The organism is Longicatena sp., assembly GCF_982403165.1.
In genome coordinates this window covers 56,186-80,498 of the sequence record NZ_CEVYEL010000004.1, presented here as the reverse complement: position 1 = coordinate 80,498, position 24,313 = coordinate 56,186, and the positions used below count along the sequence as shown (strand labels likewise).

The following is a 24,313-nucleotide window of genomic DNA, read 5'->3' as shown; positions in this document are numbered from 1 at the left end:
GTAATATGTATAGCTCAAGATACCTGCATTCTTTTTAATTACTACTACACATCTCTATTAGGATAAGTATAATTAGAATAATATTCAAGGAATAAACAAAAAACGAATTCGTAATACTTATAATCGCTTATGCTTATTATAAGAGCACAGGTAGTACACAAAACAATTTTATAAGTTAAAAGTAATATAAGTAACTATAACATGAATCAACTAACCTACTCTATTGTGAAATAAAAAGGGGTATTCTATTGATAAAGAACATCCCTTTTATTAAACATTGTTATTTTACAGCATCCTTCAGAGCTTTAGCAGCTTTAAATTTAGGAGCTTTTGATGCAGCGATTGGTAATGGTTCTTTTGTAGCAGGATTGATACCCATACGAGCTGGACGCTCAGCTACTTCGAATTTACCGAATCCAGATAAATCAACTTTTCCGCCGTCTGCCAGTGTTTTTGTAATTTCTTCAAATACTGTATCAACAGCAACTGTTGCATCTTTTTTTGTCATTTCCAGCTTTTCAGCTACGACTTCAACCAATGCTTTTTTATTTAAGATTTCACTCATGTCTAATTACCTCCAACATAGATATATGATACCATTTGAAGGCTTTTTTTTCAATATATTTCGTTAATTATTCAAATAAAGTTATGACTAATTATATCGTTATAACACGATAGCAATCACATTTCCTTTTCCTTTATTAACGAGTTTTGTCAAGATATCTTGAAGTCTAGCTCTTGCTGCTTCCGGTATCATTGAAAGTTTTGCATTCAATCCATCGCGAATTAGATCGGAAAGCTTTCTACCAAAAATATCACTATCCCAGATAGTTTCATCATTCTTACCTTCATCACGAAGTAAATAGCGAATTAGCTCCTCACTTTGTTCCTTTGAACCAATGATTGGCTCAAAAGTGCTTTCAACATCCACTTTGATCATATGGATGCTTGGAGCGACAGCTTTTAGCTTCACACCATAGCGGCTCCCCTGCTTAACAATTTCTGGTTTACTTAAAGCGATATCCTGTAAGGATGCACTAGCAAAACCATATCCTGTTTGTTTAACCATTTTCAGGGCACTGCTTACAGCATCATATTCCCTTTTTGCTTTACTATAGTCTTGCATTAGGGATATAAGCTCCGCTTTATCTTTAATATCCTTACCAATAATCTCTTTTAGTATTTCATTGTACAAACCAGATTTTATAGTGATATCAACATTCACTATTCCCTGCCCAGTATCAATGGTCGCAATATTGCTTGATTCAATATTATCATTCGTATCTAATATGTCCGTGATACTCTCTACTTCACGTAGCTTTTCGACACTGGACATGCTTTCTTCTATGGTATCCTGAAAACTTTTTTTCAACCAATGTTCATCATTCAATACAGCAATCCATTGCGGCATATTTATATTAATTTCCGATACAGGAAATTCATAAAGAGCTTCTCTTAAAATATACTGAATGTCCGCTTCACTCATATGATTCACAGCAACGGCTAATACTGGAACTTGATATTTCTCTTGTAGTTTTTCAACAACAGCTTTACATGTTGGAGAAGCTGTGTCTACACTATTTACAATAACAATAAATGGCTTTCCAATAGCTTGCAGTTCCTCAATGACTTCAGCCTCTGCTTCTATATAAGCCTCTCTGGATAAATCGGATATCGTTCCATCTGTTGTAATTACAATGCCAATGGTAGAATGATCTTGAATTACTTTTTGCGTTCCTGTCTTAGCAGCTTCGTTAAACGGTACTGGTTCATCATTCCATGGTGTTCTTACCATACGAATGCCATCTTCATCCTTATATCCTTTTGCTTCTGGTATAACATAGCCAACACAGTCGACAAGACGTACATTAACCGTAAAACCATCATCAAATTCAATTGTAGCGGCATTGTTTGGAACGAATTTTGGCTCTGTGGTCATGATCGTCTTTCCAACACCAGCTTGTGGCAGTTCATCGATCATTCGGGCTTTTTCATATTCATCATGTACGTATGGAATGACGGCTTTTTCCATAAATTCTTTGATAAACGTTGATTTACCAACGCGTACAGGACCGACGATTCCTAAGTATATATCACCACCGCATCGCTGAGCTATATTTTTTAAAATCTCTGTGGTATCCATAGTTTGTCCTCCCTTAGTCATTCTAAACTTATGATAAAGACACTGGGTTTATGCCTAATCAAAGAAAGAACATTGAAAAAGAACCTATTGAAAGGTTCTTAATGTAGTTGAGCCAATAACTCCATAACACATTGTTCTAAATCTTCATTACATACACCGCAAACGGTTCCTGCACCCGTCTTATCTTGTACTTCTTGAACTGTTCTAGCACCTTCATCAATGGCCTGGCGTATATCTTTTACAGATACGCTCATACAGGTACAAATAATATCTTCATCCTTCATGATAATTACCTCCTGTAGTTATTATTGTGCGAACAATAGAAAAAATACCTTTTCAGGTATTTTTATTCCATATTGCCAAATTCACTTAGCGATAGCGATTTATTTTGTTCCGTTGCCCATTTTATTCCCCAATTATTCATGAATAGTAAAAGATTTTTACCTTTCAGATCTTTTAGTCGTTTTGTATCACTCGTAAGATTTAACGTATGTGGATCTAATGTTTGATCATCAATCCAGCGAACACACTGATAAGGAAGAATCTCTAATTTAATCTCAACATTATATTCACTTTGTAAACGTTGTTCTAATACATCAAATTGTAGAACACCAACACCGCCTACGATGATTTCTTCCATCCCGGTATCGATTTGTTGGAACACTTGAATTGCGCCTTCTTGTGCAATTTGCGTAATGCCTTTTGTGAATTGCTTACGTTTCATTGTATCTTTTTGCGTAACACGAGCAAAGTGTTCTGGAGCGAAAGTTGGGATTTTTTTAAACTCAAATTTATAAGATGCATCACAAAGAGTATCACCGATAGCGAAGATACCTGGATCAAAGACACCAATCACATCACCAGCATATGCCTCTTCTACAATTTCGCGGTCTTGTGCCATGAATTGCTGTGGTTGTGCAAGACGGATTTTTTTACCTTGTTGGACATGCAAGACTTCCATTCCCTTTTCAAATTTACCACTACAAATACGCATAAATGCAATACGATCACGATGTGCTTTATTCATATTTGCTTGGATCTTAAATACAAATGCTGAAAAATGTTCATCAAAAGGATCAATTTCGCCTACACTGGCTTCTCTTGGTAAAGGACTGGTGGTCATATTTAAAAAGTGTGATAAGAAAGGTTCAACACCAAAGTTAGTCAAGGCGCTTCCAAAAAATACGGGAGTCAATTCACCTTTTGCAATCGCTGCTTCATCAAATTCAGTACTGGCGATATCTAGCAATTCACTATCTTCACGTAACTGTTCAAAAAAATGATCACCAAGAATGCTGCGGAAGGTATCATCTTCAAGAGACCCTTCTGTTACTTCAGCAGCTTTCATTCCATGATCGCCGCCATGAAACGCGATAATTCTTTTATGATCACGTTCATATACACCTTTGAATTCTTTGCCAGAACCAATTGGCCAATTCATTGCATAAGTAGAAATGCCTAATTCGGCTTCGATATGCTCTAATAGCTTAAATGGATCCATTGCCGCCCTATCCATCTTGTTAATAAAGGTAAAAATAGGGATTTTACGTAACAAGCAAACCTTGAATAATTTTTTTGTCTGTGCCTCAACACCTTTTGAAGCATCAATAACCATAACAGCAGAATCAGCTGCCATTAAGGTACGATATGTATCTTCAGAGAAATCCTGATGGCCTGGCGTATCTAGAATATTAATACAGAAATCATTATATTCAAACTGTAAAACAGAACTTGTTACAGAAATACCTCTTTGTTTTTCTATTTCCATCCAGTCAGAGACTGCATGTTTATTTGCTTTTTTTCCTTTTACACTTCCGGCTTGTAAGATAGCACCACCATATAATAATAATTTTTCAGTCAGTGTGGTCTTACCAGCATCCGGATGAGAAATGATTGCGAAGGTTCTTCGCCGCTTTATTTCATTGACATAATCTGCCATATTATTTCCTCCTGACTACAATGCGTTACTTATTATAGCATGATTTTGAAAAGAAAATCCACAGATGATGAAAAAAAAGGCAGTTTTCATAAACCACCTTTACATTTCCTCTTTTAAATCACGTAGCATAAGCTCTTGTGCGCTATCTTTCGGTTTTTTACCTTCATATAGCACCTTATATATCTCATTAATAATCGGCATCTCAATGCCGCGTTTCTGGGCTACTTCATGAACAACTTTTGCAGTACGCACACCTTCTACTGTCTTTTTATTGTTTTTCCAAAAATAATCAGCTGAATTATGGATACCTATTTCATAACCGGCTTGAAAGTTACGAGAGTGTTTACTTGTACAAGTAACTATTAAATCTCCTATTCCCGTAAGTCCCATGAAAGTTTCTTGTTTACCGCCCATGGCCACACCATAGCGGATCATCTCTGTCAGTCCTCTGGTAATCAAAGCGGCTTTTGTATTATCGCCATAACCGACACCACTTAACACACCACTTGCTACTGCGATGGCGTTCTTTAAAGCAACGCCAATTTCACTGCCGATTTCATCGTGGCCACGGTAAACACGCAAATAGTCATTTGAAAATAGTTTTTGGATGCAAATAGCATCTTCTTTATTTTGTGATACTGCACAAATAGTTGTCAACATTCGCAAGACAACTTCTTCGGCATGACTAGGCCCAATTAAGGATACAACGCTTGATAAATGTGTCATAGCATGACGAATCACCTCTGACATACGCTCATTTGTTTCTGGATGAAATCCTTTTGCTGTATTTACGATGATAACAGATTTCTCTAATAAAGTATCAATCTTACGACACATTTCCTCAACCGCAATCGTAGGTACACTGAGAACGATTACATCTGCGTCCTTAACAATCGTCAAATCCGTTGTTGCATGCAAATTGGGATGCAAAACGACACCAGGAAAAAAACGACTGTTTTGATGATGCAGTTCAACATCCTCCACTTCATTTTTATTTTTGCCCCATAAAGTCACATGAACTTTATTATCACATAATACTTGTGCTAATGCAGTTCCCCAGCTACCGCTGCCGATAACTACACACTTCATATGATCACCTGTTTCTTTCTCTTGCTAAGATACGTAATGTTGTTCCTTGAAAGCCAAAGGCTTCACGTAAGCTATTTTCTAGGAAACGTTTATAGCTAAAATGCAGTAATTCTGGATCATTTACGAATAAAACAATCGTTGGCGGTGCTACAGCCACCTGCGACGCATAATAAATTTTCAAGCGTTTCCCTTTATGGGTCGGTGGTGGAGTCATTAATTGTGCATCCATTAAAACTTCATTTAACACATTTGTTTGTATGCGTAAAACGGAAGCATCATGTACATCGTCAATCATCGGCAGAATTGTCTGGATGCGTTGTTTTTTTAATGCAGAGACAAACAGAATTGGTGCATAGGATAAGTATTGAAACTGTGTCCGTATTTCTTTCTCAATACGATTCATCGTTTTTTCATCTTTTTCTACAGCATCCCATTTATTATATACGATGATAACCCCTTTTCCCGCTTCATGTGCAAAGCCAGCAACATGTTTGTCTTGATCACGAATTCCACTTTCTCCATCAATGACAACTAACACCACATCGCTTCGTTCTATAGCGCTCATGGCACGCAATACGGAATATTTTTCAATATTCTCATACACCTTGCCGCGTTTACGAATACCTGCAGTATCGATTACTACATATTCCTTACCTTCACGTTTAAAAGGTGTATCGATTGCATCTCTTGTTGTCCCTTCAATATTGGATACGATAACACGTTCTTGATTTAAAAGAGCATTTACCAACGAACTCTTTCCAACATTTGGTCGTCCAATGACGCAGAAACGCGTCATTCCATCATAATCCTTCTGTATCTTATCTGGGAAGCTGTTTACAATTGCATCTAAGATATCACCAATTCCAATGCCATGTGCACCAGAAACTGCGATTGGATCACTGAGCCCTAAATTGTAAAACTCATAGATGCTGTCACTTTGGGCAAAATCATCTACTTTATTTACTGCAAGGATAACTTTTTTTTGTGAACGCTGTAATAGACGTGCAATATATTCATCATCGTTGGTAATACCTTCTTTTCCATTGACAACAAATAAAATCGTATCTGCTTCATCTATGGCAATTTCTACTTGCATATTAATCTCTTCACGAAACGGTTGATCGGCTAGTTGTATACCGCCAGTATCAATTACCCGAAATTCTTTTGTCAACCATTCTGCTTTACCATATATTCTATCACGTGTAACACCTGGTGTGTCCTCTACTATACTTTTTCTTTCACCAATTATTCGATTAAAAATCGTGGATTTTCCGACGTTCGGTCGTCCCACGATCGCTACGATACCACTAATCATATGCATGTTTGACCATCACAGTCAAACGCCACCTCCATTCACAGTTTTTCTTTCATCAGCTTATGTATTGCTGAAACAACTTCTTCAATCGTCATATCGGAAGTATCAAGTTCAATAGCATCTTTCGCTTTGCAAAGCGGTGATGTTTTGCGATTCATATCTTGATAATCACGTTGTTCAATATCTTTGAATATCACATCGTAATCTGCCTCAATATGCTTTTCTAAATATTCTTTGTAACGACGTTTTGCGCGTGCATTCACACTTGCTACCATATAGATTTTTAATTCGGCATCCGGCAATACGATGGTTCCTATATCACGCCCATCCATGATATATCCCTTATCCTTTGCCATTTCCTGTTGCAATCTTACAAGGTGTTTTCGTACTTTAGGAAATGCTGAAACTTTACTTGCTACCATTGAAATTTCATTTTGACGTATTTCTTTAGATACATCTTGATCATTGATATAAACATTGCCATCCGCATCAAAACTAATCTGCATATATTCCATCATATGCACTAACGCTTCTTCATCATCGATATTAATTTTTTGCTGTAATGCATAATAGCCGACACAGCGATACATCGCTCCTGTATCTAGATGAGCATAGCCTAATTCTTTGGCTAGGATTTTCGCAATTGTACTTTTGCCGGCAGCACTAGGTCCATCAATTGCAATATTTATTTTCATAAATTAAAACCTCCAGCTTTCCAAATGGAATATCCAATAAATCCTATAACAACTAATAAAACAAGAATAAGAAAACATAAAACAAAGTTTAATAACTTATTCGTTTTCTCGACTCCATCACTTAAATCTGTTAATTCTTCTTCATATTCATCCATCTGAACACGTAACTGCTGTGTTTCTTCGATGAGTTTCTTATGATAGGTGTTATCTGGCTGTACATCGTCAATCTCCTGTACATCCTCTTCTTCAACATCTTCATAAACAGGAGTTATAATTTTTTTAACTGGTTCTGTAATTATCTGCTGCGTTTGCGAAACATCAGGTATTGCTTCATCATTCGTTTCCTCAATTTCAAGGGCTTCTTCCTCCTGAATATCAGAGATTAGTGTTTCCATCGTCTCCGTAGTTTCAGGCGGAGCAACTGTTTCTTGCACATCTTCTGCTATTGAATCTTCGCGTAATAAATTTTTCACTTCTTGTGCAATTTCTTCTTTGCTTAATACAGTTTTCGGACTTTCCTGGACCATTTCTGGCACTTCATCTTTTATTTCTTGTATGTAGCGTGTACGTTTGGCCCGATTGGCGGCATTTAATTGATATAAAATATCAACTTCGGTATCTTCACTTTCACGATTGCCTTTGCGAATATTATAATCACGAACCTCTTTGATGAAATCATCAAGATACTCATTAGTAAAAGTATCATTCAGATTTTCCTTGTTTGTTTCTGCCTGATCGTCAAATGCTTTTGCTCGTTTCGGCGTTTCCTCTTCTTCTTTGATCTCCACTTTTTTGAAAACAGAGGAATCAAAAGACTTCAATAAGTTTTCAGAAGCTGCAAGTGATTCATCCTGAACGGTAGCATCTATATTATTATCCATTTCGATAGATTTTCTTAGATCTTCATATTTTTTGACCCGTGATAATTTTTCCATACGAGTTACCTCCCAATCTAACTTTTATTATATCAAAAATATAGGGTCTTGAATACTTTTATTGGGAAGTTTTTGTGAAGATTCACAAAAAGAAAAGCCGCATCACGCAGCTTTTTCCTTATTTTGCACGTCCTGAGTATTTACCGTCTGCTGTTGAAACAAGGATCATTTCATCTTGTGAAATGAATAATGGAACTTTAATTTCCAATCCTGATTCCAATACGGCATTTTTGCTTGCCGATGTAGCAGTATCACCTTTTACTGCTGGTTCACATTCAACAACCTGCAGAGCTACTTTATCTGGTAAAATAACACCGAGAATTTCTCCTTCAAACATAGAAATATTCACGTTATCATTTGGTTTCATAAAATTTAATTCCCATTTCAAATGTTCCTTAGGAATCTCAATTTGTTCATAAGTTTCATTGTCCATGAAAACCAAAGCATCCTCTGCATCATACAAATACTGCATTTCTTTCTTTTCGATGTGTGCAGGCGTAATCTTATCTCCTCCACCCCAAGACAATTCAACATTTGCACCTGTTCTCAGGTTTCTTACTTTCGCTTTTACAACCATAGCACTACGTGCAGTTTTATTCTGACTCTGTTCCAGCACAACAAAAATTTCACCGTCCTGCTGTATTGTCATACCAGGTTTTAAATCATTAGAACTGATCATAATCTTTTCACCTTTCCTTACTTATCCTATTCTATTTTAATGTATTTATCGTATTTGTCAATTTTTTTTATACAAAAACACCGATTACATAAGACTTTTAAAGCGAATATCATCAATATAGACAAGTAAGGATATGAAGCTCATCAGATATAGATAAGCATACGTGTGCAAACTCATCGAGATATTAAGAAAACTTAGAAGAGCAGCCGAAACAATCGTAAAAAGCAAAGTGCATAAAAAATCCTTAGCTTCTAACGCTTTACAATTTGCTGTTTTGTAAACACCTTTTAAAAGAAAGAGGTAAATAAGAAACCAAGGAAGTAAAACAAAAAACCGTGTATTGATAAACATTAAAACATCACCTAATAACAGAAATAAAACAAAACAAATCATACTACATAGCACATTCATCATTATCACCTAGCATCAGTTTACCCTTTTCTAGGTTTCATATGCAAAAGATACAATGCTATGACATTGTTCATCTAAATAAATGTGCATAGTTTCATTGAGACAATCTCCATTTACATATACATCTGTATCTTCCCAACGAAATTGTAATGTACAATTTGCATATGTTTTGTAAAAATAGTAAGGCTTGTTTTCCACTTCCTTATCGTCTTCCTTTGTCGAATGCGATGTATCCTGTTTCTCTTCCTTCCTTTCTATCACCTCCTTATCATGTTCATTATTGACATACTCATTCTTTAACTGTTTTTGTACGGTATGTAGAATAAACACATCCATAAGATCTTCTGATTTTCGAAGTTGGGTATACGTAACCAAACGCATCGTAAATAAAGAAATACACAATAAGATGGAAGAAAGCACCCATAAGCCATATAAACTGGCAAATCCATGATCATTTGCAGCCAAGTATGACATCTTTTTCATAATGGCCTCGTTTTAAGAGCAGATGCAGACAGCTATTATCTTCATAGAAAACAGCATTGTCAACATGTTCTAAATATATTTCGTAACCGGGTGTCTTCACAATTCGCATACGATCATAAAACAACTGAATTTCCTCATCCCCTCGTTGCAAAATCACTTTTTGATTTTGCATAAGATACTCACTAGACATAGCAGTGATTTGACGCAATTGATGGATTGCTATACAATCATCAGTGAAGCGCTCATCTCTTAACAATTGTTTAACGATTGATAGACAAGGTGGTAACAATGCAATAGCAAAGGAAATGATCAAAAGGGCTAAGAGCATTTCAATTAAAGTAAAACCATGATTATTTTGCATAGATTTCCCTTACCTTTTCATTATTTAGCTCTTGATCACTGGCATACCAAGAAGTAACCGTCATACAGCAATTGATCAATAGCAAACAACAAAGCGAGCAAAGCAATAGTAAGATCAAGGCGTCCATCAACAAAAATCCTTTTTTATCGTACGTCAATAGCGCCGCTGCCGAGTTGCAACACGATGGTTTTTTTCTTATTTTGTAGCGAGCAAGTGATTGTTTGGGCTTGTGAAATGGTTCCTTGTTTAGTGTAATGAAACGCTTTTCCCTCACAGTACATATTGTCATATACAAAAAACTCCTCTCCCGCTTGTACACCATCTGTTTGAAATTGGATGTACATGCTTTTTTTAGTAAACATGGCCTTCATCTGTGCTTGTAATAAAAAGGAATGAAGCTTTTCCGTTTCACAAGTGAATACCAATTGCCGCGATGGCTTTAAAAATGGAAAAATAGCCATGATAAGCAGTAAAATACTTATTGTTACTAACATTTCTACTAAGGTAAAGCCTTTCTCATTTTGCATAAGCTTGTCCATTGGAAAGATAGATCGTATCTCCATTAGGGCAACGCTTTTGTGTGCTTTTTAAATATCCCTTTTGAATCAATGAATCCACACTTGTCGGCGTTGTCAAATTATCTACTTCGTACAATAAGATCTGTGCATTTACAACTTCTATTAAGGCTTCACATCCTTTTTTGCGAATGATTTTTTCCTTTTGTTGAATATTCGGCAATGTCAATAAAAAGACAAGAGCAATGATGGAAAGAACGATCATCATCTCTAAGATCGTAAAGCCTTTTTCGTTTTTCATAATGTAAATCCTCCTTATATCGTTTCCAGCATTTGCAAAGGCAACATTAAAATTTGAAAGACTAAGATGACAAGCACAGCGACAAATCCATAGGCAATTCCTTGTAAGAGATAACTACATTTCTTAAGCAAATGATTCCAATACTGTTCTTGTTGTATCAGATAAAGCTGCATAGGTTTATCACTTTCTTGTGTCAACATACGCATTTGTAAACAACGATATAGCTGTTTAGATAGTAACCTCTCTGTTTCCAAAACATGTAAGAATGCTTCTCCTTGTTCTAATCGTTTTTGCATACGTTTTGCCATTTCACACATCCATGAAATCGGAACTTCTTGCAAGAACTGAAGTGCATGCATCGTCGCGATTCCACATGTATCTAATTCCTTTATATATCCAGCAAATAGATAGGAACAGTAGCAACGGATCACTTCGCTTTTTTTTGCTGCAGTGTATAGAAATCGGCCACGAATCTTAGCATGTGAAGCTAAATATAAAAAAGCAAGCAAAGCCATGATTACACATATGAAAAAGCCCATACTGCATATTTGTAAAATATGTAACAGTATTTGCGTAAGGGAGAATGCTTCCTCCATCGCAAAGCTTTCTAACATTTGGGGTATGATGGCACTTGTGAAAAGTTGTAGCATTGCAAAAGAAAGAAAGAGGATAAGCATAGGATAGGCACTTTGTCGCAGGAATTTTTTCTTAAGCCCTTCCTCAAAGTCTGTCATACGTAAAGCCTCTTCCATAGCAACAGGAAGTGAACTCATACGATAAAAAAAGTAAAATGACGAATCCAGGGGCGATTATCTTCTTGCAAAATTGTAGAGAATTCTTCCCCTGCTTGCAGTTTATCATTTAGCCATGTAACGTCCCCTGGTAAAAAAGCTATTGCATCCTGTAATGAACACCCACTTTTTAAAAGTTCCATTAACATAGTAAATGATTCTTTATCGAAAGAGAAAGTCTTCTTGCGCTTCTTCTTGAATCGTACCTGCCCGAATTGCGCTCGCAATTTGCATTTCCATATTTTCATGCGTTGAAGGCAGTTCACCTTGCTTGAAATAAGTGATAATTTCATTCTGATCCAATACTTCATAGATACAAACCCTTCCTTTCCCTTTTCGTCGATGAAACAAACGCTGCGATGTTATACCTGTCAATGTCTGCCGCAAATCTTCTTTGCTCAAACCAAATTCATGCAAGCGATAGATCACCTCCAGACAACTTTTTGCATGAACACTTGTAAAAATCAGATGACCGCTCAATGCGCTACGCATCAGCATCCGGGCGCTCATCGGATCTCGTATTTCGCCAATCATTATGACATCCGGATCATGTCTAAGCAGTTCCTTAATCCCTTCTTCATAAGAAAAATGATGTTGTTCATTAATTTGAAGTTGCAGATAAGAGTCATCGACAATTTCAATAGGATCTTCTAAAGAAACAACGCGTTGTTTTCCACCTTTTGCAATATATTGCATCATGGCATGCAGAGTTGTTGTCTTGCCGCTACCAGTTGGCCCACTTAATACGATCAAACCGTTTCTAGCCTGACACCATGAGTGAAAAATCTGTTGTTGTTTTTTATCATCACTCAAAGTTTCCAGACAAATGCCTGTATGATTATTCAATATGCGAAGCACAGCCGTCTGCTTTTGCAACGTGGATAACAATGCAAAGCGAAATTGCAGGCATTCCCCTTGAAATTCATACTGAAAATTTCCACTTTGCGCCGTCTGTCCTAACCCAAGATCTAAATGCGCTATATATTTCAAGTAGTTAAACAAGCTCTTATCAGCCGCAGCACTATATATTGGCAAGACACCATCTTCACAGCGCATAGTAACTGATAATCCTTGTGTTGTACTAACAAAATGAATGTCTGTCGCTTGTTTTTGCAGCGCTATATGCAATATAGCATCCAGTTTCTCTTTCAACCCTATCGCCTCCTCACCTTTATATACGTTTTAAAATTAGAAAAAACGTAATTTCCATGAATTTTCTTCTTTTTTTATTAACCAATTGATAAAATAAAAAAAACAGTCAAATTGACTGTTCACATAGCTTAGCAATACGATTGACATCTTTGAAAATATCATAAAAATACTTATCAAATAAAATCACATTTTACTAGCTACATAGCGTGCATCACTTGCATACATGATTGCTGTTTCCTTGGTAATCTTATCTTGCTTGTAAGCTTCAATAATAGCATCATCCATGGTAATCATACCACTGGCGCGATTTGCTGTTATCGTATTTTGCATCTGATGTGTCTTTCCTTCCCGAATCAGATTGCGAATGGCTTGATTGCATAGCATGATTTCAAACACTGGTAACATCTTACCATCTTTCCCTGGCAATAATTGCTGAGAAACCACACCATTCAACACCATGGATAGCTGCACGCGAATCTGCTGTTGTTGTGTTGCTGGAAAAACATCAATCATGCGATCAATTGTATTAGCAGCGCCAATCGTATGTAATGACGAAAACACCAAATGACCGGTTTCAGCTGCTGTTACAGATATTTCAATCGTTTCTAAATCCCGCATTTCTCCAACTAAGATGACTTCAGGTGCTTCTCTAAGAGCCGCTCTTAAAGCTGATACATAATCCTTGGTATCATGATAAACTTCTCTTTGTGAAACAATGCTTTGCTTGTGGGTATGCAAATATTCTATCGGATCTTCAATTGTTATGATATGAGAATTACGTGAATTATTAATTTGATCAATGATACAAGCCAGTGTCGTCGATTTTCCACTGCCCGCAGGTCCACTTACCAGTACCATCCCTTTCATTTGCTTTGCCAAGTCAATTACGATAGAAGGAATATGCATGATTTTAGGATCTGGTAATAAAAAACTAACGATACGTAAGACGGCTGCAAAGGAATTGCGTTGACGATAAGCATTGACACGAAAACGTCCAACTTGAGGTATGGAAAAAGAAAAGTCATCATCGCCATTATGTATAAAATCTTCAATATCATCCTTTTTGGCAATCGTATAAATATCACGAATCATTTGTTCGGTATCTTGAGGCATAAGCCTTTTATCATCATATGGCTCAATTTTGCCATCTATTTTAATAGCGCAAGGAGAACCAGCGACAATAAACACATCCGAAGCTTTGCGTTTAACTACATCTTCTAACAATGCTTTAATTTCCATTTTCATCACCCTTATCTATCATCTGGCAGGTTTGTATAACAATCTCATCATTTTGTTTATGAAAAAGCAACTGCAACGCTGTTCCATTATTCATATCTTCCTCTATTATATAGAGATTTTCCTTTTTTGTATAATCTATTTTCATCTTTTTTAACTGTTCATCCAAATGTTTAGGTTCTAGTAGTCTATAGATATCCATAAGATTAGCCTTTGTTTCATAGTAATCTGTTGTAAATTCCATCTGGCGAATGGTTGAAACATAATAACTATTTGCTCTCACATATGTTAAAATAGCCAACATCAGCATAACTAAAATAACAAATAAAGCAAATAATGTTGGTATACCTAGTCCAAGGGGCAGTATATGATTCTTATTCGTACGCATGATAAATTTCTCCTAAAACAAAAGGTATCTCACATAAGATGACATCTTCATGCCATAACTGTATCTTGCCAGATGATAAAGCTTTATCGTTAAATATGATTTTCATATTGCCTTTTTGATAGTTCAATTCATCTTTTTTAATACTATCAAATCGCTGTTCAAAAGGCACATCAGATGCTATTTGCAATTCTTCAATAATACTTTGTGCTTGTAATACATCATGTTGTAAGGTAATGGCCGTTGCTTCTTTTTCTTTTGCCTTTAGTAAGAAACCTGCACAGATAGTAGCTGCTAAAGCAAAGAAAAACAAAATGATGACAAATTCCATTAAAAAGGAAAAGGATCGTTGCGTGTGTTTCATTCTATCCCGCCTTTCCATACAGATATATACTTAACTGTTCTTTTTTACCATCTTTCTCAACTGTAAAAAGGAAACAATCTTGCTTCTCAATTATTGTAAAAGCATCTACTTGAAACAGCTTAGTTCCTTCTTCAAAGGTAGGTTGATAACTGGAAACAGCCGTAATTTCTTTGATATAGCCATCCTGATAATACAAATAGGTTACCGTCTCTTTTTCTTTAATCTGTAAACAGGTAATAGGTTTTGTCACATAAGCAATTTGTCCCCGTGCACTGGCATGTTTCAATTTTGTATGCACATAAGCAAGCGGAAGACTAACATCTTCTTGCGATTGGATTGTTTCATTCAGACGGCGATAAGCAAATATTTCCGTAGATAATAAAGAAAAGGAGCCTGCCGCAAATAGTAGCAGTAACAATAATGAAACTAACAAATACAGATTATGATGCGTTTTCATAAATTCGCCCCTTTTTATAAACATCGATATGCGGAGCAATATTTGCTCCTTCATAATGATAATTAACACGATATTCTTCTTCATCTATCAATAAACCATAATGTTCTTTTAAATAAGCAATTGATGTAGGATATCTTCCTTCTATGCTATAACATTTTAAAGTTAATTTCTGAATGGTTTCCGTAATTTGTTGTTGTTCATTTCTTTTGTTGAAAGAAGCAGCTGATTGAAAACCAAACACAAATAACAATAAGATACCAAGAAATAGCAGTCCATGTAGTGTTTTTTGCATGTTACACCTCTATAGTGAAGAGAGAATACTCACCAGTGGTAACATGATAGATAATAAGACAACACCTATGATTACGGCTAATAACAATACGATGATTGGTTCAATCACATTAAGATAATGTTCAGTTTTATGTGATACTTCCTGTTGATATTCATCACTTAGCTGTTGCATGACCGCTTCCCCTTTTCCACTGGTAAAACCTATTTCAATTAAATTCAACGCAAGACCTTCATATAACTGTTCTTTGCGAATCACATCGCAAAAAGATTCACCTTCATTCATACCTTGAACACAAGCCTGCAACTTATCAATGATTTCGCAATTGGGAAGTAAAGAACATGCATATTGCATTGCTTCACGCAGATCAATGCCACTGCGCAAAAGCATAGCAAGTGCATACGTCAATTGCGCTAAAAGAGAAATATGACGAAGTTTTTTGAAAAAGGGGTTATGGAATAGAAATAAGGTTGCAGCATCTTCTTTTTGGCGTTTTGCATACAATAAGAAAACAATAAGACCCGCTGTTAGCAACAACAAAAGCCCAAAGACAGCCATTGAAAAAATTCTTCCGAATTGCATAAACATAACTGCTTGTGTAGATAAATCACTTCCCAAAGAACGTAATACATCTTGAAATAGAGGTAATACTTTCCATGCAACCACACCTACTACACAAAGCATCATCAGCAGTAAGATCATAGGATAGCTCAAAGCCTGTCGCAATTGATTGCTCATTTCATCCATACGCTGATAATAATCAGCTAATGATAACATCACTTCATCTAAATTACCACTGATTTCCCCGATGGAAATCATATGGATCGTGAAATCATCAAATACCTCACAAGCAGCAAAAGCATCTGCCAGTGTTGGCTGCTTTTCTCTTTCTTCATTTAACCGGCATACCAGTGTTTTCAATTCCTGCTCATCTAGCTGTTCAGCAATCAGATGAAGTCCCTGCTCCAAACCATAGCCTGCTTGAAGTATCAAACCAAACTGAAGAAACAACATATGACGGCTTTGCATATTTATGTTCATATCCATAACACCTCCTACTCGATTTAATAATAATAAACCGCATCATAAGATCCATCGTATTGAAACTTTTGTGCTGCAAAAGTTGGATCAATTCTAGTCCAAGTTTCCTCATCTACATAAATATCCGGATTGACCCATCCTTGTCCTTCTACATAAACTTCCACCCAAGCATGATATTCGATATCCGTATTTCCGCAAATCAAGCGTGCTGGAATATGGTTGATTCTCAACATTGCTGTCATCAAAGCAGCATAATCAAAACAAATCCCCCGCTTACGCTTCAGCACGTCTTTCAGATTTGGAATCATATATTTATTAGAAGCCTGCTTTGCTTTTGCATCATCATAAGTTATCGTTTGTGCAACTTTGTTGTAAATATCATGAATCCGTTTTAAATCATTATCCGCATCTTTTACGGTATCTAAAGCAAAGGAAATGATGTCATCACCTTTTTCATACCATGCAATTTGATTTGGATAACGAAAAGGTGATGTAGTTTCTTTTATATCGGCATGAAATTCAATCACATCTACGATGGCATATTGGTTTTGTTCCATATGTTGCAACACCTTAACGAGATAATTACCACTTCCCATTTGTAAAGGTAATGCCGTTGCTTCATCTTTGTGCAAATCGTAATTATATTTGGTTTCACCTTTCGCAATTTGAATTTTCACTTTTTTGTTATCTTTAAATTGTGCGTGAACATAAATATATCCATCATTGCATTGGGTATAGTCAATGATAGCTATTTTTGTTTTTAAAACATCCTTGCCCAGCTCTTTAGGATATAGGATTTGGTTTTCTGTAACAGCTGGAGATTTGGGATAGGATTCCATTGCCTCTTTGACCTTATCCTGTTGATTGGAGGAACAGCTTGTACAGAGTAATAAAAAAGCAATCAGCAAACAAATTTTTTTGTGCATAGCATATCCTCCTCACTTGTTATTCATTATACACCAAATCAAACCTTTACAAAACTAAAAGAATTGAAAAAGCCTGCTAGCATGCTGTTCATTCTCAATGGTAAAATTGTGTTTTAAACTAAGGAAGAAAAAAAACAGCAATAGCTGTTTAAAATTGCAGATAAGGATTCCATTGAAATTCATCCTTTAATGTCGTCCTAGGTCCATGACCAGGATATACCTTCAAATCGGGGTCCATGGTTTTAATGTATTTTAAAGACTGCATCATTTTAGTATTTGAACTTGTGGCTAAATCAGTCCGCCCGATACTACCTTGAAACAACACATCTCCACAAAATAAATGATCATCCCATAATAGCATACTACAGCCTTCGCTATGACCTGGTGCATCAATGTATCGGAAAGTAAATTTACCAATCGTATGCTCACCAGGGGTTAGTACTTGTGCCTTTGTATGAACGATGATTGGATCTCCTATTGAAAAATTTAATTGTGGATCGGTAAGCAGCGGTATATCCAAATCATTCATATATAATGGACAATGATATTTATTCACCAGCGTATCAACACCAGCAATATGGTCAAAGTGGGCATGTGTCAAAACGATGCCATCCACAATACCGTTTCGTTTGTCGATTGCCTCTTGCAATCTTAATGATTTACTACCTGGATCGATTACCAAAACATGATCATCATTCCATAATAAATAGGTATTTACCTGAACCATACCTAATACAAATGTTTCAATTGATTTCATATGTCTTCACGAATAAAAAAGACCGTAGTCGGCCCTTCTTATTTTTTCTCCTTATGTAATGTTTTCTTGTTACAACGTGGGCAGAACTTCTGAATCTGCATACGTTCTGGATTTTTACGTTTATTACGTGTTCCAATGTAGTTTTCTTCGCCACATTCTGAACATTTGAAAGTGATTCTATCTCTCATGTTGTCCCTCCTCGTACTTTGCTTGAAAATTATATCATACAATATGCAAGAATGCTAATACTTTTTACGAAATTAGTCGTACTTTTTGAAATATTCTTTTAAAACCTTCGGTAAAATCTGTGTTGAACAGATACTTGCCTCCTGATTGCTAGAATCGGCAGCAGAGGTTGGTGCACTACACACAAAGGCAACTTCCGGATCATCATATGGAGCATAACCGATTTCACTTACATTTGTATAACGATATTCTTTATTGTTTTTATATTCTCTTACCTGTGCGGTACCTGTTTTAGCTGCTATACCTTTATCCATGGCATTTAACTCCACACCACAATGATTTCCAGTGATACAAGCGCGGAAACCTTGCTGTACGGTCTTTAGGTAATCCAAATTACCTGAAAGTTGCGAAAGTACCTTGGTTTTGTTTTCATAAATCGTATAATTGCTGTTAACCTCACTTGCCGTATTCACCAACTTCGGCTGCACCTTTTTACCACCATTGGCAATCGTAGATACAAATTGTCCCAACTGTATTGGTGAATAGGTATCATACTGTCCGATAGAATAGTCTAGTAAGTTACCAGCCGTCTGTGTATAGCCAATGATGCCTAACGCTTCATTAGGTACATCTAATCCTGTCTTTGTCCCTAAACCGAACATCGAATAATATTGACGCATCTTGGTTAATGTCTTGGCTGTTGCCTCATTGGAAATATTTAAGGGTTGCCCTGATACATAGGTGCCACCTGCTAACTTTATAATAGATTTCCACATATAGACATTACTTGAAACTTCCAATGCACGCACCGCATCTACAACACCCAAATTCATAAATGAACTTTTTTCTTCTCCGGCGATATTCATCGTCGTATCATATTCTGTACTAGTTACCGTTTGCACGCCTTCATTCAATATCATATATACCGTGGCACCTTTTGCGACAGAACCTACCTGATAGTTATTCAAATAGGTTCCACTGGCGAATTTCGTCATCGATCCATCTTTGTTTTTAACAGCTCCACTTAATGCATATATCTCTCCTGTATTTGGATTCATTAATAAAACAAAGGCCTGGTTAAATGCCTCACGGCCACTTGTACCAGCATATTGCTTAACAATACTGGTCATGATATCATCAACTTTTTTCTGTAATTCAATATCGACCGTCAAATGTAGATTATATCCTTTCTTTCCAGCACTAATCTCATTTAAAACCGCTGTACCATCCTTTTCAAAGGTTACTTCACTCACCTTAGGGGTACCACTCAATAACTGCTCATATTGCTTTTCTAAGCCACTGCTTCCTACACGATCCGTTAAAGAATAGCCTAATGCTTCATAATATTCACGCTCTTCACTTGGAACACCTTGTTTGGTGGTAGTGACACTACCTAAGACATCACGTAATGTATCTTTATAAGGATATTCGCGTTTCCAAGAACCAAAGTCCACATCAAAACCTCGATACTCATCCTTATGCTCCATCAAATAGGCAACATCTTCATTCGAAGCATCTTCAACAATGACCTTAATTGAATTACTAGGTGATTGATTCATTAACAGATATACACTAAATGCGTTTTTATCCTCTTCACTAGCTATTTCATCTACCATTTTTTCTGTAATGCGTGAACGCACAAGTTTATCCTTATCACTAGCTTTTGTCAATGTAGCTAATTCTTCATCACTTAATAGATGATTCCCTGTACGATCTGCATTACCGTTTTCATCACGATATAAGAATAAATAGAGATCTTGCATGTCGCTTTTTGTAAATGTTTCATGCTTAATATGAAATTGTTTGGCAAATTTCTGAGCCAGTTCCCATTTTTCATTACTAGTTACATCCTTTGGCGGAAAATATGTAATGTTATGTGCAGATGCCGTTTTTACGACCAATTTGCCATTGCGGTCATATATTTCACCACGAGGTGTCTGAAACCGCTGTTGTTGAGAAGAATAATTCACCAACTTTGTTGTATAATCTTCATGATCACGCACTTGTATAAAGACCAAACGTATCGTTATTGTTGAAAATAATAAAATCACAATCATTGAAAAAATTAAAATACGTCGGTTTACAATTTTATAATAATCGTTTTGCGTCTGCAGAACATCAGAACTACGGCGTAATTTCTTATGATCCAGATCGCGAAATGGATTACGTATCATGTATTCACCTCCTGTATACCGCTTATTATAATACAAATCTCATGGAAAATGCCACCATATTGTAAAAGAAATAAATTTTGTTATAATGGTACATGAAGGAGTTGATATTATATGCTTCGCACCGAAACAAGAAGTATTCGTGTTCGTGATCTTATGATAGGAGGTAACGAGCATGTTGTGATACAAAGTATGTGCAATACACGTACCAAGGATATTGAAAAAACGGTTGCGCAAATCTTACAATTAGAAGCTTGCGGCTGTGAATTGGTACGCATGGCTATCATTGATGAAGAGGATGCAAAAGCAATCAGAGAAATTCGTAACCGCACCCATATTCCTCTTGTCGCTGATATTCATTATGATTATCGCCTAGCGATAGCTGCAGTAGAAAATGGAATTGACAAAATTCGTTTAAACCCTGGAAACATTGGATCGAAAGAAAATGTACAAGCAGTGGTAAATGTTTGCAAGCAACATCATATTCCTATCCGAATTGGCATAAATAGTGGCTCTTTAGAAAAAGACATCCATGAAAAATATGGCAAACCGACAGCTGCAGGCATGATGGAAAGTGCTAAACGCCATGTAGCAATTTTAGAAGAGTTGGATTTTCATGATATTTGTCTTTCTTTTAAATCAAGTGATCCCTTATTATGTATTGAGGCATATCGCTTAGCAAGTAATACCTTCCCTTACCCATTACATTTAGGGGTTACAGAAGCTGGTACTTTTATTGGTAGTGCTATTAAAAGCAGTATGGCATTAGGTACTTTATTGAATGAAGGCATTGGTGATACGATTCGTATCAGTGTAAATGGTGATCCAGTAAATGAAATCACAATTGTAAAGCAATTATTAAAATGCTGCGGGTTATTAAAAAACACACCAAATTTAATTGCCTGTCCTACTTGCGGCCGTACAGCATGGGATATGCAACCTGTTGTCAATGAGATAGAATCCTTTTTAACAACGATAGATTGTGATATAAATGTCGCTATCATGGGTTGTGCTGTAAATGGTCCTGGAGAAGCTAAACATGCAGATATCGCGATTGCCGGTGGCAAACAAGAAGGATTGTTAATAAAAAAAGGCGTTGTCATTGAAAAACTTCCACAGGATGAAATAGTGGAACGCTTAAAGCAGGAAATCCGATCATTTGCTGCAGAACACAAAAAAGATAATTGATATTCAAAAAAGTAGGCATTCCATTAGGATTTACCTACTTTTTTCTTATCATTTTCAATAGTTGGAACTAAGATCTAACGTATGCTGAACTATTATCATTTTTTACTTAATAAACACATAGTCTTATCTAAAAATAGCAAATGCATTACACAACTTCATTTTTTAACTTGTCCAATAAATTCGCATCAAAAACACCTTGTTTTAACATTGCGATTTCATGCTTATATGGTGCATGTCCGTCCACATAAGGTGTTTCTAATATTTTAACGACATCTTGAATTCGCTTGTTATGTACGATTGCATGCAGCTTATCATAGCCAATTTCGCCAAAGCCAATATTCGCATGACGATCCTTACGAGCACCTTGAATATTTTTTGAATCATTAACATGTACACATGCTAAACGATCTATCCCAATGATCGCATCAAATTCATTCAAAAGAAGATCAAAATCACTTAAATCGAATCCTGCATCATGCAAATGACAAGTATCCATACAAACCTTGATATTTTCAGGATGTTTCACATGATCAATGATATAGCGAATATGCTGAAAATTATAGCCAAGTTCGCTACCTTTCCCTGCCATCGTCTCGATTGCTATCTGTACATCACCAATCTGTTTCATAGCTAGATCTAATCCATCTACGATCTTAGCAAGTCCAGCATCTTCGCCGGCTTTTACATGACTGCCAGGATGTAAGACCAAAATGCTTGCTTCTAATTGTTTGACACGTTCAATTTCCTTTGCCAAAAAATCAACACCGAGTTCAAATGTTTCTGCTTTCGCACAATTTGCTAAATTGATGATATATGGTGCATGTACGATCATGCTGCTTTTTTCTATACCATGTAACTTCATGATCTCATGTGCTTCTTTTATGCGCAGTTCTTCCATTGGCTTTCTGCGTGTATTTTGAGGTGCACCTGTATATAACATAAATGCATTTGCACCATATGAAATAGCTTCTTTTACGGCTCCTAATACATATTCAGGAGCAGACATAGATACATGACTACCTATTTTCATTCGCTATTCCTCTTCTCTAACATCTTTTGTTTAGCACGTTCTTTCTTTTGACGCTGAATATCTTCTTGAATCATAGCACGTTTGGCTTTCCGTTTTAATTTTTCTACTTCCTGCTGACGCTTTTTCTTATAACCTGGCTTTACTTTTTTCTTCTTACGAGAAACAATCTTTGCAATTTCTTTCTCTAATGGGTCATCTTTGCGTACTTTCTTCTTATGCAAAGGTTCTAAATCGCACCACTGACCATTTTTTATGGTTTTATGATCAAAATGAATGCCTCGAACTTCTAACTGACGTATAGCAGTATCATCTTTTTTTTCATATAGTGCATAACAGATACCCTCATGTCCTGCTCTGCCAGTACGTCCGCTACGATGGATATAATAATCTAATTCTTTAGGAAATCCCATCGATATAACATGAGATATCCCTTCAATATCAATGCCACGGGCTGCAATATCGGTTGCCACTACATATGATTTTTGCAAATTGGACAAATCCTTCATCGCTTTCGTGCGCTCTCTTGGAGTTAAATCTCCATGCAATTCTATTACACCATAACCTGCATCTCGCATATTGCTTGCTACATTAGCAGCTTCACTTCGCGTATTAGCGAAGATTAAGCAAACATATGGGGTAAAAGAAGGTAAAATCTCTAATACTTTTTCAGCATATGTTTTATGCTGGACAGGCACTAAAATATGTTGGATCTTAGGATGAAATGCACTTTGTTCTTCAATTTGTACAGTTTGCGGATGATCCATATATTTCTTTAGAAACAAGCGCAGCTCCTGAGGAATCGTTGCTGAAAAACTCATCATCTGCAAGTCCTTGCGCATCTTCCCTGCAATCGCATCTACATCTTCCAAAAAGCCAAATTCTAAAGTCATATCAGCCTCATCCACCACCATGATATCTGCGGTATCCACGCGCAAGACCTGTTCGTTTAAAAACAAGTCCTTAATACGACCTGGAGTTCCTACAACAATATGTGGTTGAACTTTTAATTGTTCAATCATCCGGCTCTTTTCAATTCCGCCTGTAATTAAACGGATGACGAGTTTGGGATCCGCTTCACTCATCTTTTCACATCGCTGATAAATCTGTAAGGCTAATTCTCTGGTAGGTGCAGTGATTACCGCCTGCACACAAGGTTTACTGCTGTCTACTTTTTCCATAATAGGAATCAAAAAAGCGTGTGTCTTCCCTGTCCCTGTCGCTGAAATACCGATAATATCTTTTCCTTTACAAGCCATAGGGATTACCGCCTGTTGAATCGGTGTAGGTTCTATAAATTTTTCAAGTTCAATAAACATTTTTGTATGTTTTTGAAACATATAATCGCTATATTTACTCATGAATGCCCCTCCTTTTTTAAAAGCAGCTCTTCTATTATACATGAATCCTTTTTGTTGTAAATAAAAAACACTGTTTTTACTTCCTTATTATACCCGAAATTCTAGTATTTTCCTAT

General features: G+C 36.3%; 30 protein-coding genes. 1 reads left to right on the top strand and 29 read right to left on the bottom strand.

Going from position 1 to position 24,313, the window contains the following annotated elements:
• Positions 1–280 precede the first annotated feature (280 nt).
• The 27 genes from AC1VS3_RS01685 to AC1VS3_RS01555 form a co-directional block, all read right to left on the bottom strand.
• On the bottom strand, positions 281–565 hold the full coding sequence (locus AC1VS3_RS01685) for an HU family DNA-binding protein (protein WP_008688472.1): 285 nt from the start codon (positions 563–565) through the stop codon (positions 281–283).
• Between the two features lie 99 nt (positions 566–664).
• The gene (gene spoIVA / locus AC1VS3_RS01680; protein WP_008688471.1) at positions 665–2,143 is read right to left on the bottom strand and encodes a stage IV sporulation protein A; all 1,479 of its coding nucleotides are present in this window, start codon (positions 2,141–2,143) and stop codon (positions 665–667) included.
• A gap of 98 nt (positions 2,144–2,241) precedes the next feature.
• On the bottom strand, positions 2,242–2,427 hold the full coding sequence (locus AC1VS3_RS01675) for a (2Fe-2S)-binding protein (protein ID WP_008688470.1): 186 nt from the start codon (positions 2,425–2,427) through the stop codon (positions 2,242–2,244).
• A 62-nt stretch (positions 2,428–2,489) separates the two neighbouring features.
• The gene (locus AC1VS3_RS01670) at positions 2,490–4,082 is read right to left on the bottom strand and encodes a peptide chain release factor 3 (protein WP_008688469.1); all 1,593 of its coding nucleotides are present in this window, start codon (positions 4,080–4,082) and stop codon (positions 2,490–2,492) included.
• Positions 4,083–4,181: 99 nt separating this feature from the next.
• Entirely contained in the window at positions 4,182–5,171 is a 990-nt protein-coding gene (locus AC1VS3_RS01665) for an NAD(P)H-dependent glycerol-3-phosphate dehydrogenase (RefSeq protein WP_008688468.1), read from the bottom strand.
• Between the two features lie 4 nt (positions 5,172–5,175).
• On the bottom strand, positions 5,176–6,486 hold the full coding sequence (gene der, locus AC1VS3_RS01660) for a ribosome biogenesis GTPase Der (RefSeq protein ID WP_026006721.1): 1,311 nt from the start codon (positions 6,484–6,486) through the stop codon (positions 5,176–5,178).
• Between the two features lie 38 nt (positions 6,487–6,524).
• On the bottom strand, positions 6,525–7,181 hold the full coding sequence (gene cmk, locus AC1VS3_RS01655) for a (d)CMP kinase (RefSeq protein ID WP_008688466.1): 657 nt from the start codon (positions 7,179–7,181) through the stop codon (positions 6,525–6,527).
• A complete protein-coding gene (locus AC1VS3_RS01650) occupies positions 7,178–8,116 on the bottom strand; it encodes a hypothetical protein (protein WP_008688465.1) in 939 nt (312 codons plus the stop codon). The genes cmk and AC1VS3_RS01650 overlap by 4 nt, the downstream gene beginning before the upstream one ends.
• Positions 8,117–8,234: 118 nt before the next feature.
• The gene (gene efp, locus AC1VS3_RS01645; RefSeq protein ID WP_008688463.1) at positions 8,235–8,795 is read right to left on the bottom strand and encodes an elongation factor P; all 561 of its coding nucleotides are present in this window, start codon (positions 8,793–8,795) and stop codon (positions 8,235–8,237) included.
• Positions 8,796–9,236: 441 nt separating this feature from the next.
• Positions 9,237–9,689, bottom strand: coding sequence for a hypothetical protein (locus AC1VS3_RS01640; RefSeq protein ID WP_008688459.1), 453 nt, complete (start codon positions 9,687–9,689; stop codon positions 9,237–9,239).
• Entirely contained in the window at positions 9,658–10,050 is a 393-nt protein-coding gene (locus AC1VS3_RS01635; RefSeq protein WP_008688457.1) for a prepilin-type N-terminal cleavage/methylation domain-containing protein, read from the bottom strand. The genes AC1VS3_RS01640 and AC1VS3_RS01635 overlap by 32 nt, the downstream gene beginning before the upstream one ends.
• A complete protein-coding gene (locus tag AC1VS3_RS01630) occupies positions 10,040–10,177 on the bottom strand; it encodes a hypothetical protein (RefSeq protein ID WP_155949113.1) in 138 nt (45 codons plus the stop codon). Before AC1VS3_RS01630 ends, AC1VS3_RS01635 begins: the two co-directional genes overlap by 11 nt.
• Positions 10,178–10,193: 16 nt before the next feature.
• A complete protein-coding gene (locus AC1VS3_RS01625) occupies positions 10,194–10,577 on the bottom strand; it encodes a prepilin-type N-terminal cleavage/methylation domain-containing protein (RefSeq protein ID WP_008688455.1) in 384 nt (127 codons plus the stop codon).
• Positions 10,567–10,866 (bottom strand): competence type IV pilus major pilin ComGC, encoded by a 300-nt coding sequence (gene comGC / locus AC1VS3_RS01620; protein WP_008688453.1) that lies wholly within the window; start codon positions 10,864–10,866, stop codon positions 10,567–10,569. Before comGC ends, AC1VS3_RS01625 begins: the two co-directional genes overlap by 11 nt.
• Before the next feature lie 14 nt (positions 10,867–10,880).
• On the bottom strand, positions 10,881–11,600 hold the full coding sequence (locus AC1VS3_RS01615) for a type II secretion system F family protein (RefSeq protein ID WP_270355167.1): 720 nt from the start codon (positions 11,598–11,600) through the stop codon (positions 10,881–10,883).
• Positions 11,601–11,635: 35 nt separating this feature from the next.
• On the bottom strand, positions 11,636–11,806 hold the full coding sequence (locus AC1VS3_RS01610) for a hypothetical protein (protein WP_270355168.1): 171 nt from the start codon (positions 11,804–11,806) through the stop codon (positions 11,636–11,638).
• 13 nt (positions 11,807–11,819) lie between these two features.
• On the bottom strand, positions 11,820–12,809 hold the full coding sequence (locus tag AC1VS3_RS01605) for an ATPase, T2SS/T4P/T4SS family (RefSeq protein WP_008688449.1): 990 nt from the start codon (positions 12,807–12,809) through the stop codon (positions 11,820–11,822).
• 183 nt (positions 12,810–12,992) lie between these two features.
• Positions 12,993–14,048 (bottom strand): type IV pilus twitching motility protein PilT, encoded by a 1,056-nt coding sequence (locus AC1VS3_RS01600; RefSeq protein WP_008688447.1) that lies wholly within the window; start codon positions 14,046–14,048, stop codon positions 12,993–12,995.
• On the bottom strand, positions 14,038–14,433 hold the full coding sequence (locus AC1VS3_RS01595) for a hypothetical protein (RefSeq protein WP_008688446.1): 396 nt from the start codon (positions 14,431–14,433) through the stop codon (positions 14,038–14,040). Before AC1VS3_RS01595 ends, AC1VS3_RS01600 begins: the two co-directional genes overlap by 11 nt.
• Complete coding sequence (locus AC1VS3_RS01590; RefSeq protein WP_008688444.1) at positions 14,420–14,794, bottom strand: hypothetical protein; 375 nt, start codon at positions 14,792–14,794, stop codon at positions 14,420–14,422. The genes AC1VS3_RS01595 and AC1VS3_RS01590 overlap by 14 nt, the downstream gene beginning before the upstream one ends.
• 1 nt (position 14,795) lies before the next feature.
• A complete protein-coding gene (locus tag AC1VS3_RS01585; RefSeq protein WP_008688443.1) occupies positions 14,796–15,251 on the bottom strand; it encodes a DUF4860 domain-containing protein in 456 nt (151 codons plus the stop codon).
• Positions 15,235–15,543: a hypothetical protein gene (locus AC1VS3_RS01580; RefSeq protein WP_008688441.1), complete on the bottom strand. Its 309-nt coding sequence runs from the start codon at positions 15,541–15,543 to the stop codon at positions 15,235–15,237. Before AC1VS3_RS01580 ends, AC1VS3_RS01585 begins: the two co-directional genes overlap by 17 nt.
• Positions 15,544–15,552: 9 nt before the next feature.
• Positions 15,553–16,587 (bottom strand): type II secretion system F family protein, encoded by a 1,035-nt coding sequence (locus tag AC1VS3_RS01575; RefSeq protein WP_017144653.1) that lies wholly within the window; start codon positions 16,585–16,587, stop codon positions 15,553–15,555.
• Positions 16,588–16,604: 17 nt separating this feature from the next.
• Entirely contained in the window at positions 16,605–17,507 is a 903-nt protein-coding gene (locus AC1VS3_RS01570; protein ID WP_008688438.1) for a transglutaminase-like domain-containing protein, read from the bottom strand.
• A gap of 148 nt (positions 17,508–17,655) precedes the next feature.
• Positions 17,656–18,264: an MBL fold metallo-hydrolase gene (locus AC1VS3_RS01565; RefSeq protein WP_008688436.1), complete on the bottom strand. Its 609-nt coding sequence runs from the start codon at positions 18,262–18,264 to the stop codon at positions 17,656–17,658.
• A 38-nt stretch (positions 18,265–18,302) separates the two neighbouring features.
• Positions 18,303–18,452 carry a 50S ribosomal protein L33 gene (rpmG, locus tag AC1VS3_RS01560; RefSeq protein WP_008688434.1) on the bottom strand — a complete coding sequence of 50 codons (150 nt, stop codon included), beginning with the start codon at positions 18,450–18,452 and terminating at the stop codon, positions 18,303–18,305.
• A 72-nt stretch (positions 18,453–18,524) separates the two neighbouring features.
• Positions 18,525–20,624 carry a peptidoglycan D,D-transpeptidase FtsI family protein gene (locus AC1VS3_RS01555; RefSeq protein ID WP_008688429.1) on the bottom strand — a complete coding sequence of 700 codons (2,100 nt, stop codon included), beginning with the start codon at positions 20,622–20,624 and terminating at the stop codon, positions 18,525–18,527.
• A gap of 111 nt (positions 20,625–20,735) precedes the next feature.
• Here AC1VS3_RS01555 and ispG point away from each other — a divergent pair, with 111 nt between their 5' ends.
• Positions 20,736–21,809, top strand: coding sequence for a flavodoxin-dependent (E)-4-hydroxy-3-methylbut-2-enyl-diphosphate synthase (ispG, locus tag AC1VS3_RS01550; protein WP_008688428.1), 1,074 nt, complete (start codon positions 20,736–20,738; stop codon positions 21,807–21,809).
• A 145-nt stretch (positions 21,810–21,954) separates the two neighbouring features.
• Here the strand turns inward: ispG and AC1VS3_RS01545 are convergent, their stop codons facing one another.
• Both AC1VS3_RS01545 and AC1VS3_RS01540 read right to left on the bottom strand, forming a co-directional pair.
• Positions 21,955–22,839, bottom strand: a complete 885-nt coding sequence (locus AC1VS3_RS01545; protein WP_008688426.1) for a deoxyribonuclease IV — start codon at positions 22,837–22,839, stop codon at positions 21,955–21,957.
• Positions 22,836–24,197 (bottom strand): DEAD/DEAH box helicase, encoded by a 1,362-nt coding sequence (locus tag AC1VS3_RS01540; protein WP_008688424.1) that lies wholly within the window; start codon positions 24,195–24,197, stop codon positions 22,836–22,838. Before AC1VS3_RS01540 ends, AC1VS3_RS01545 begins: the two co-directional genes overlap by 4 nt.
• Positions 24,198–24,313 lie beyond the last annotated feature (116 nt).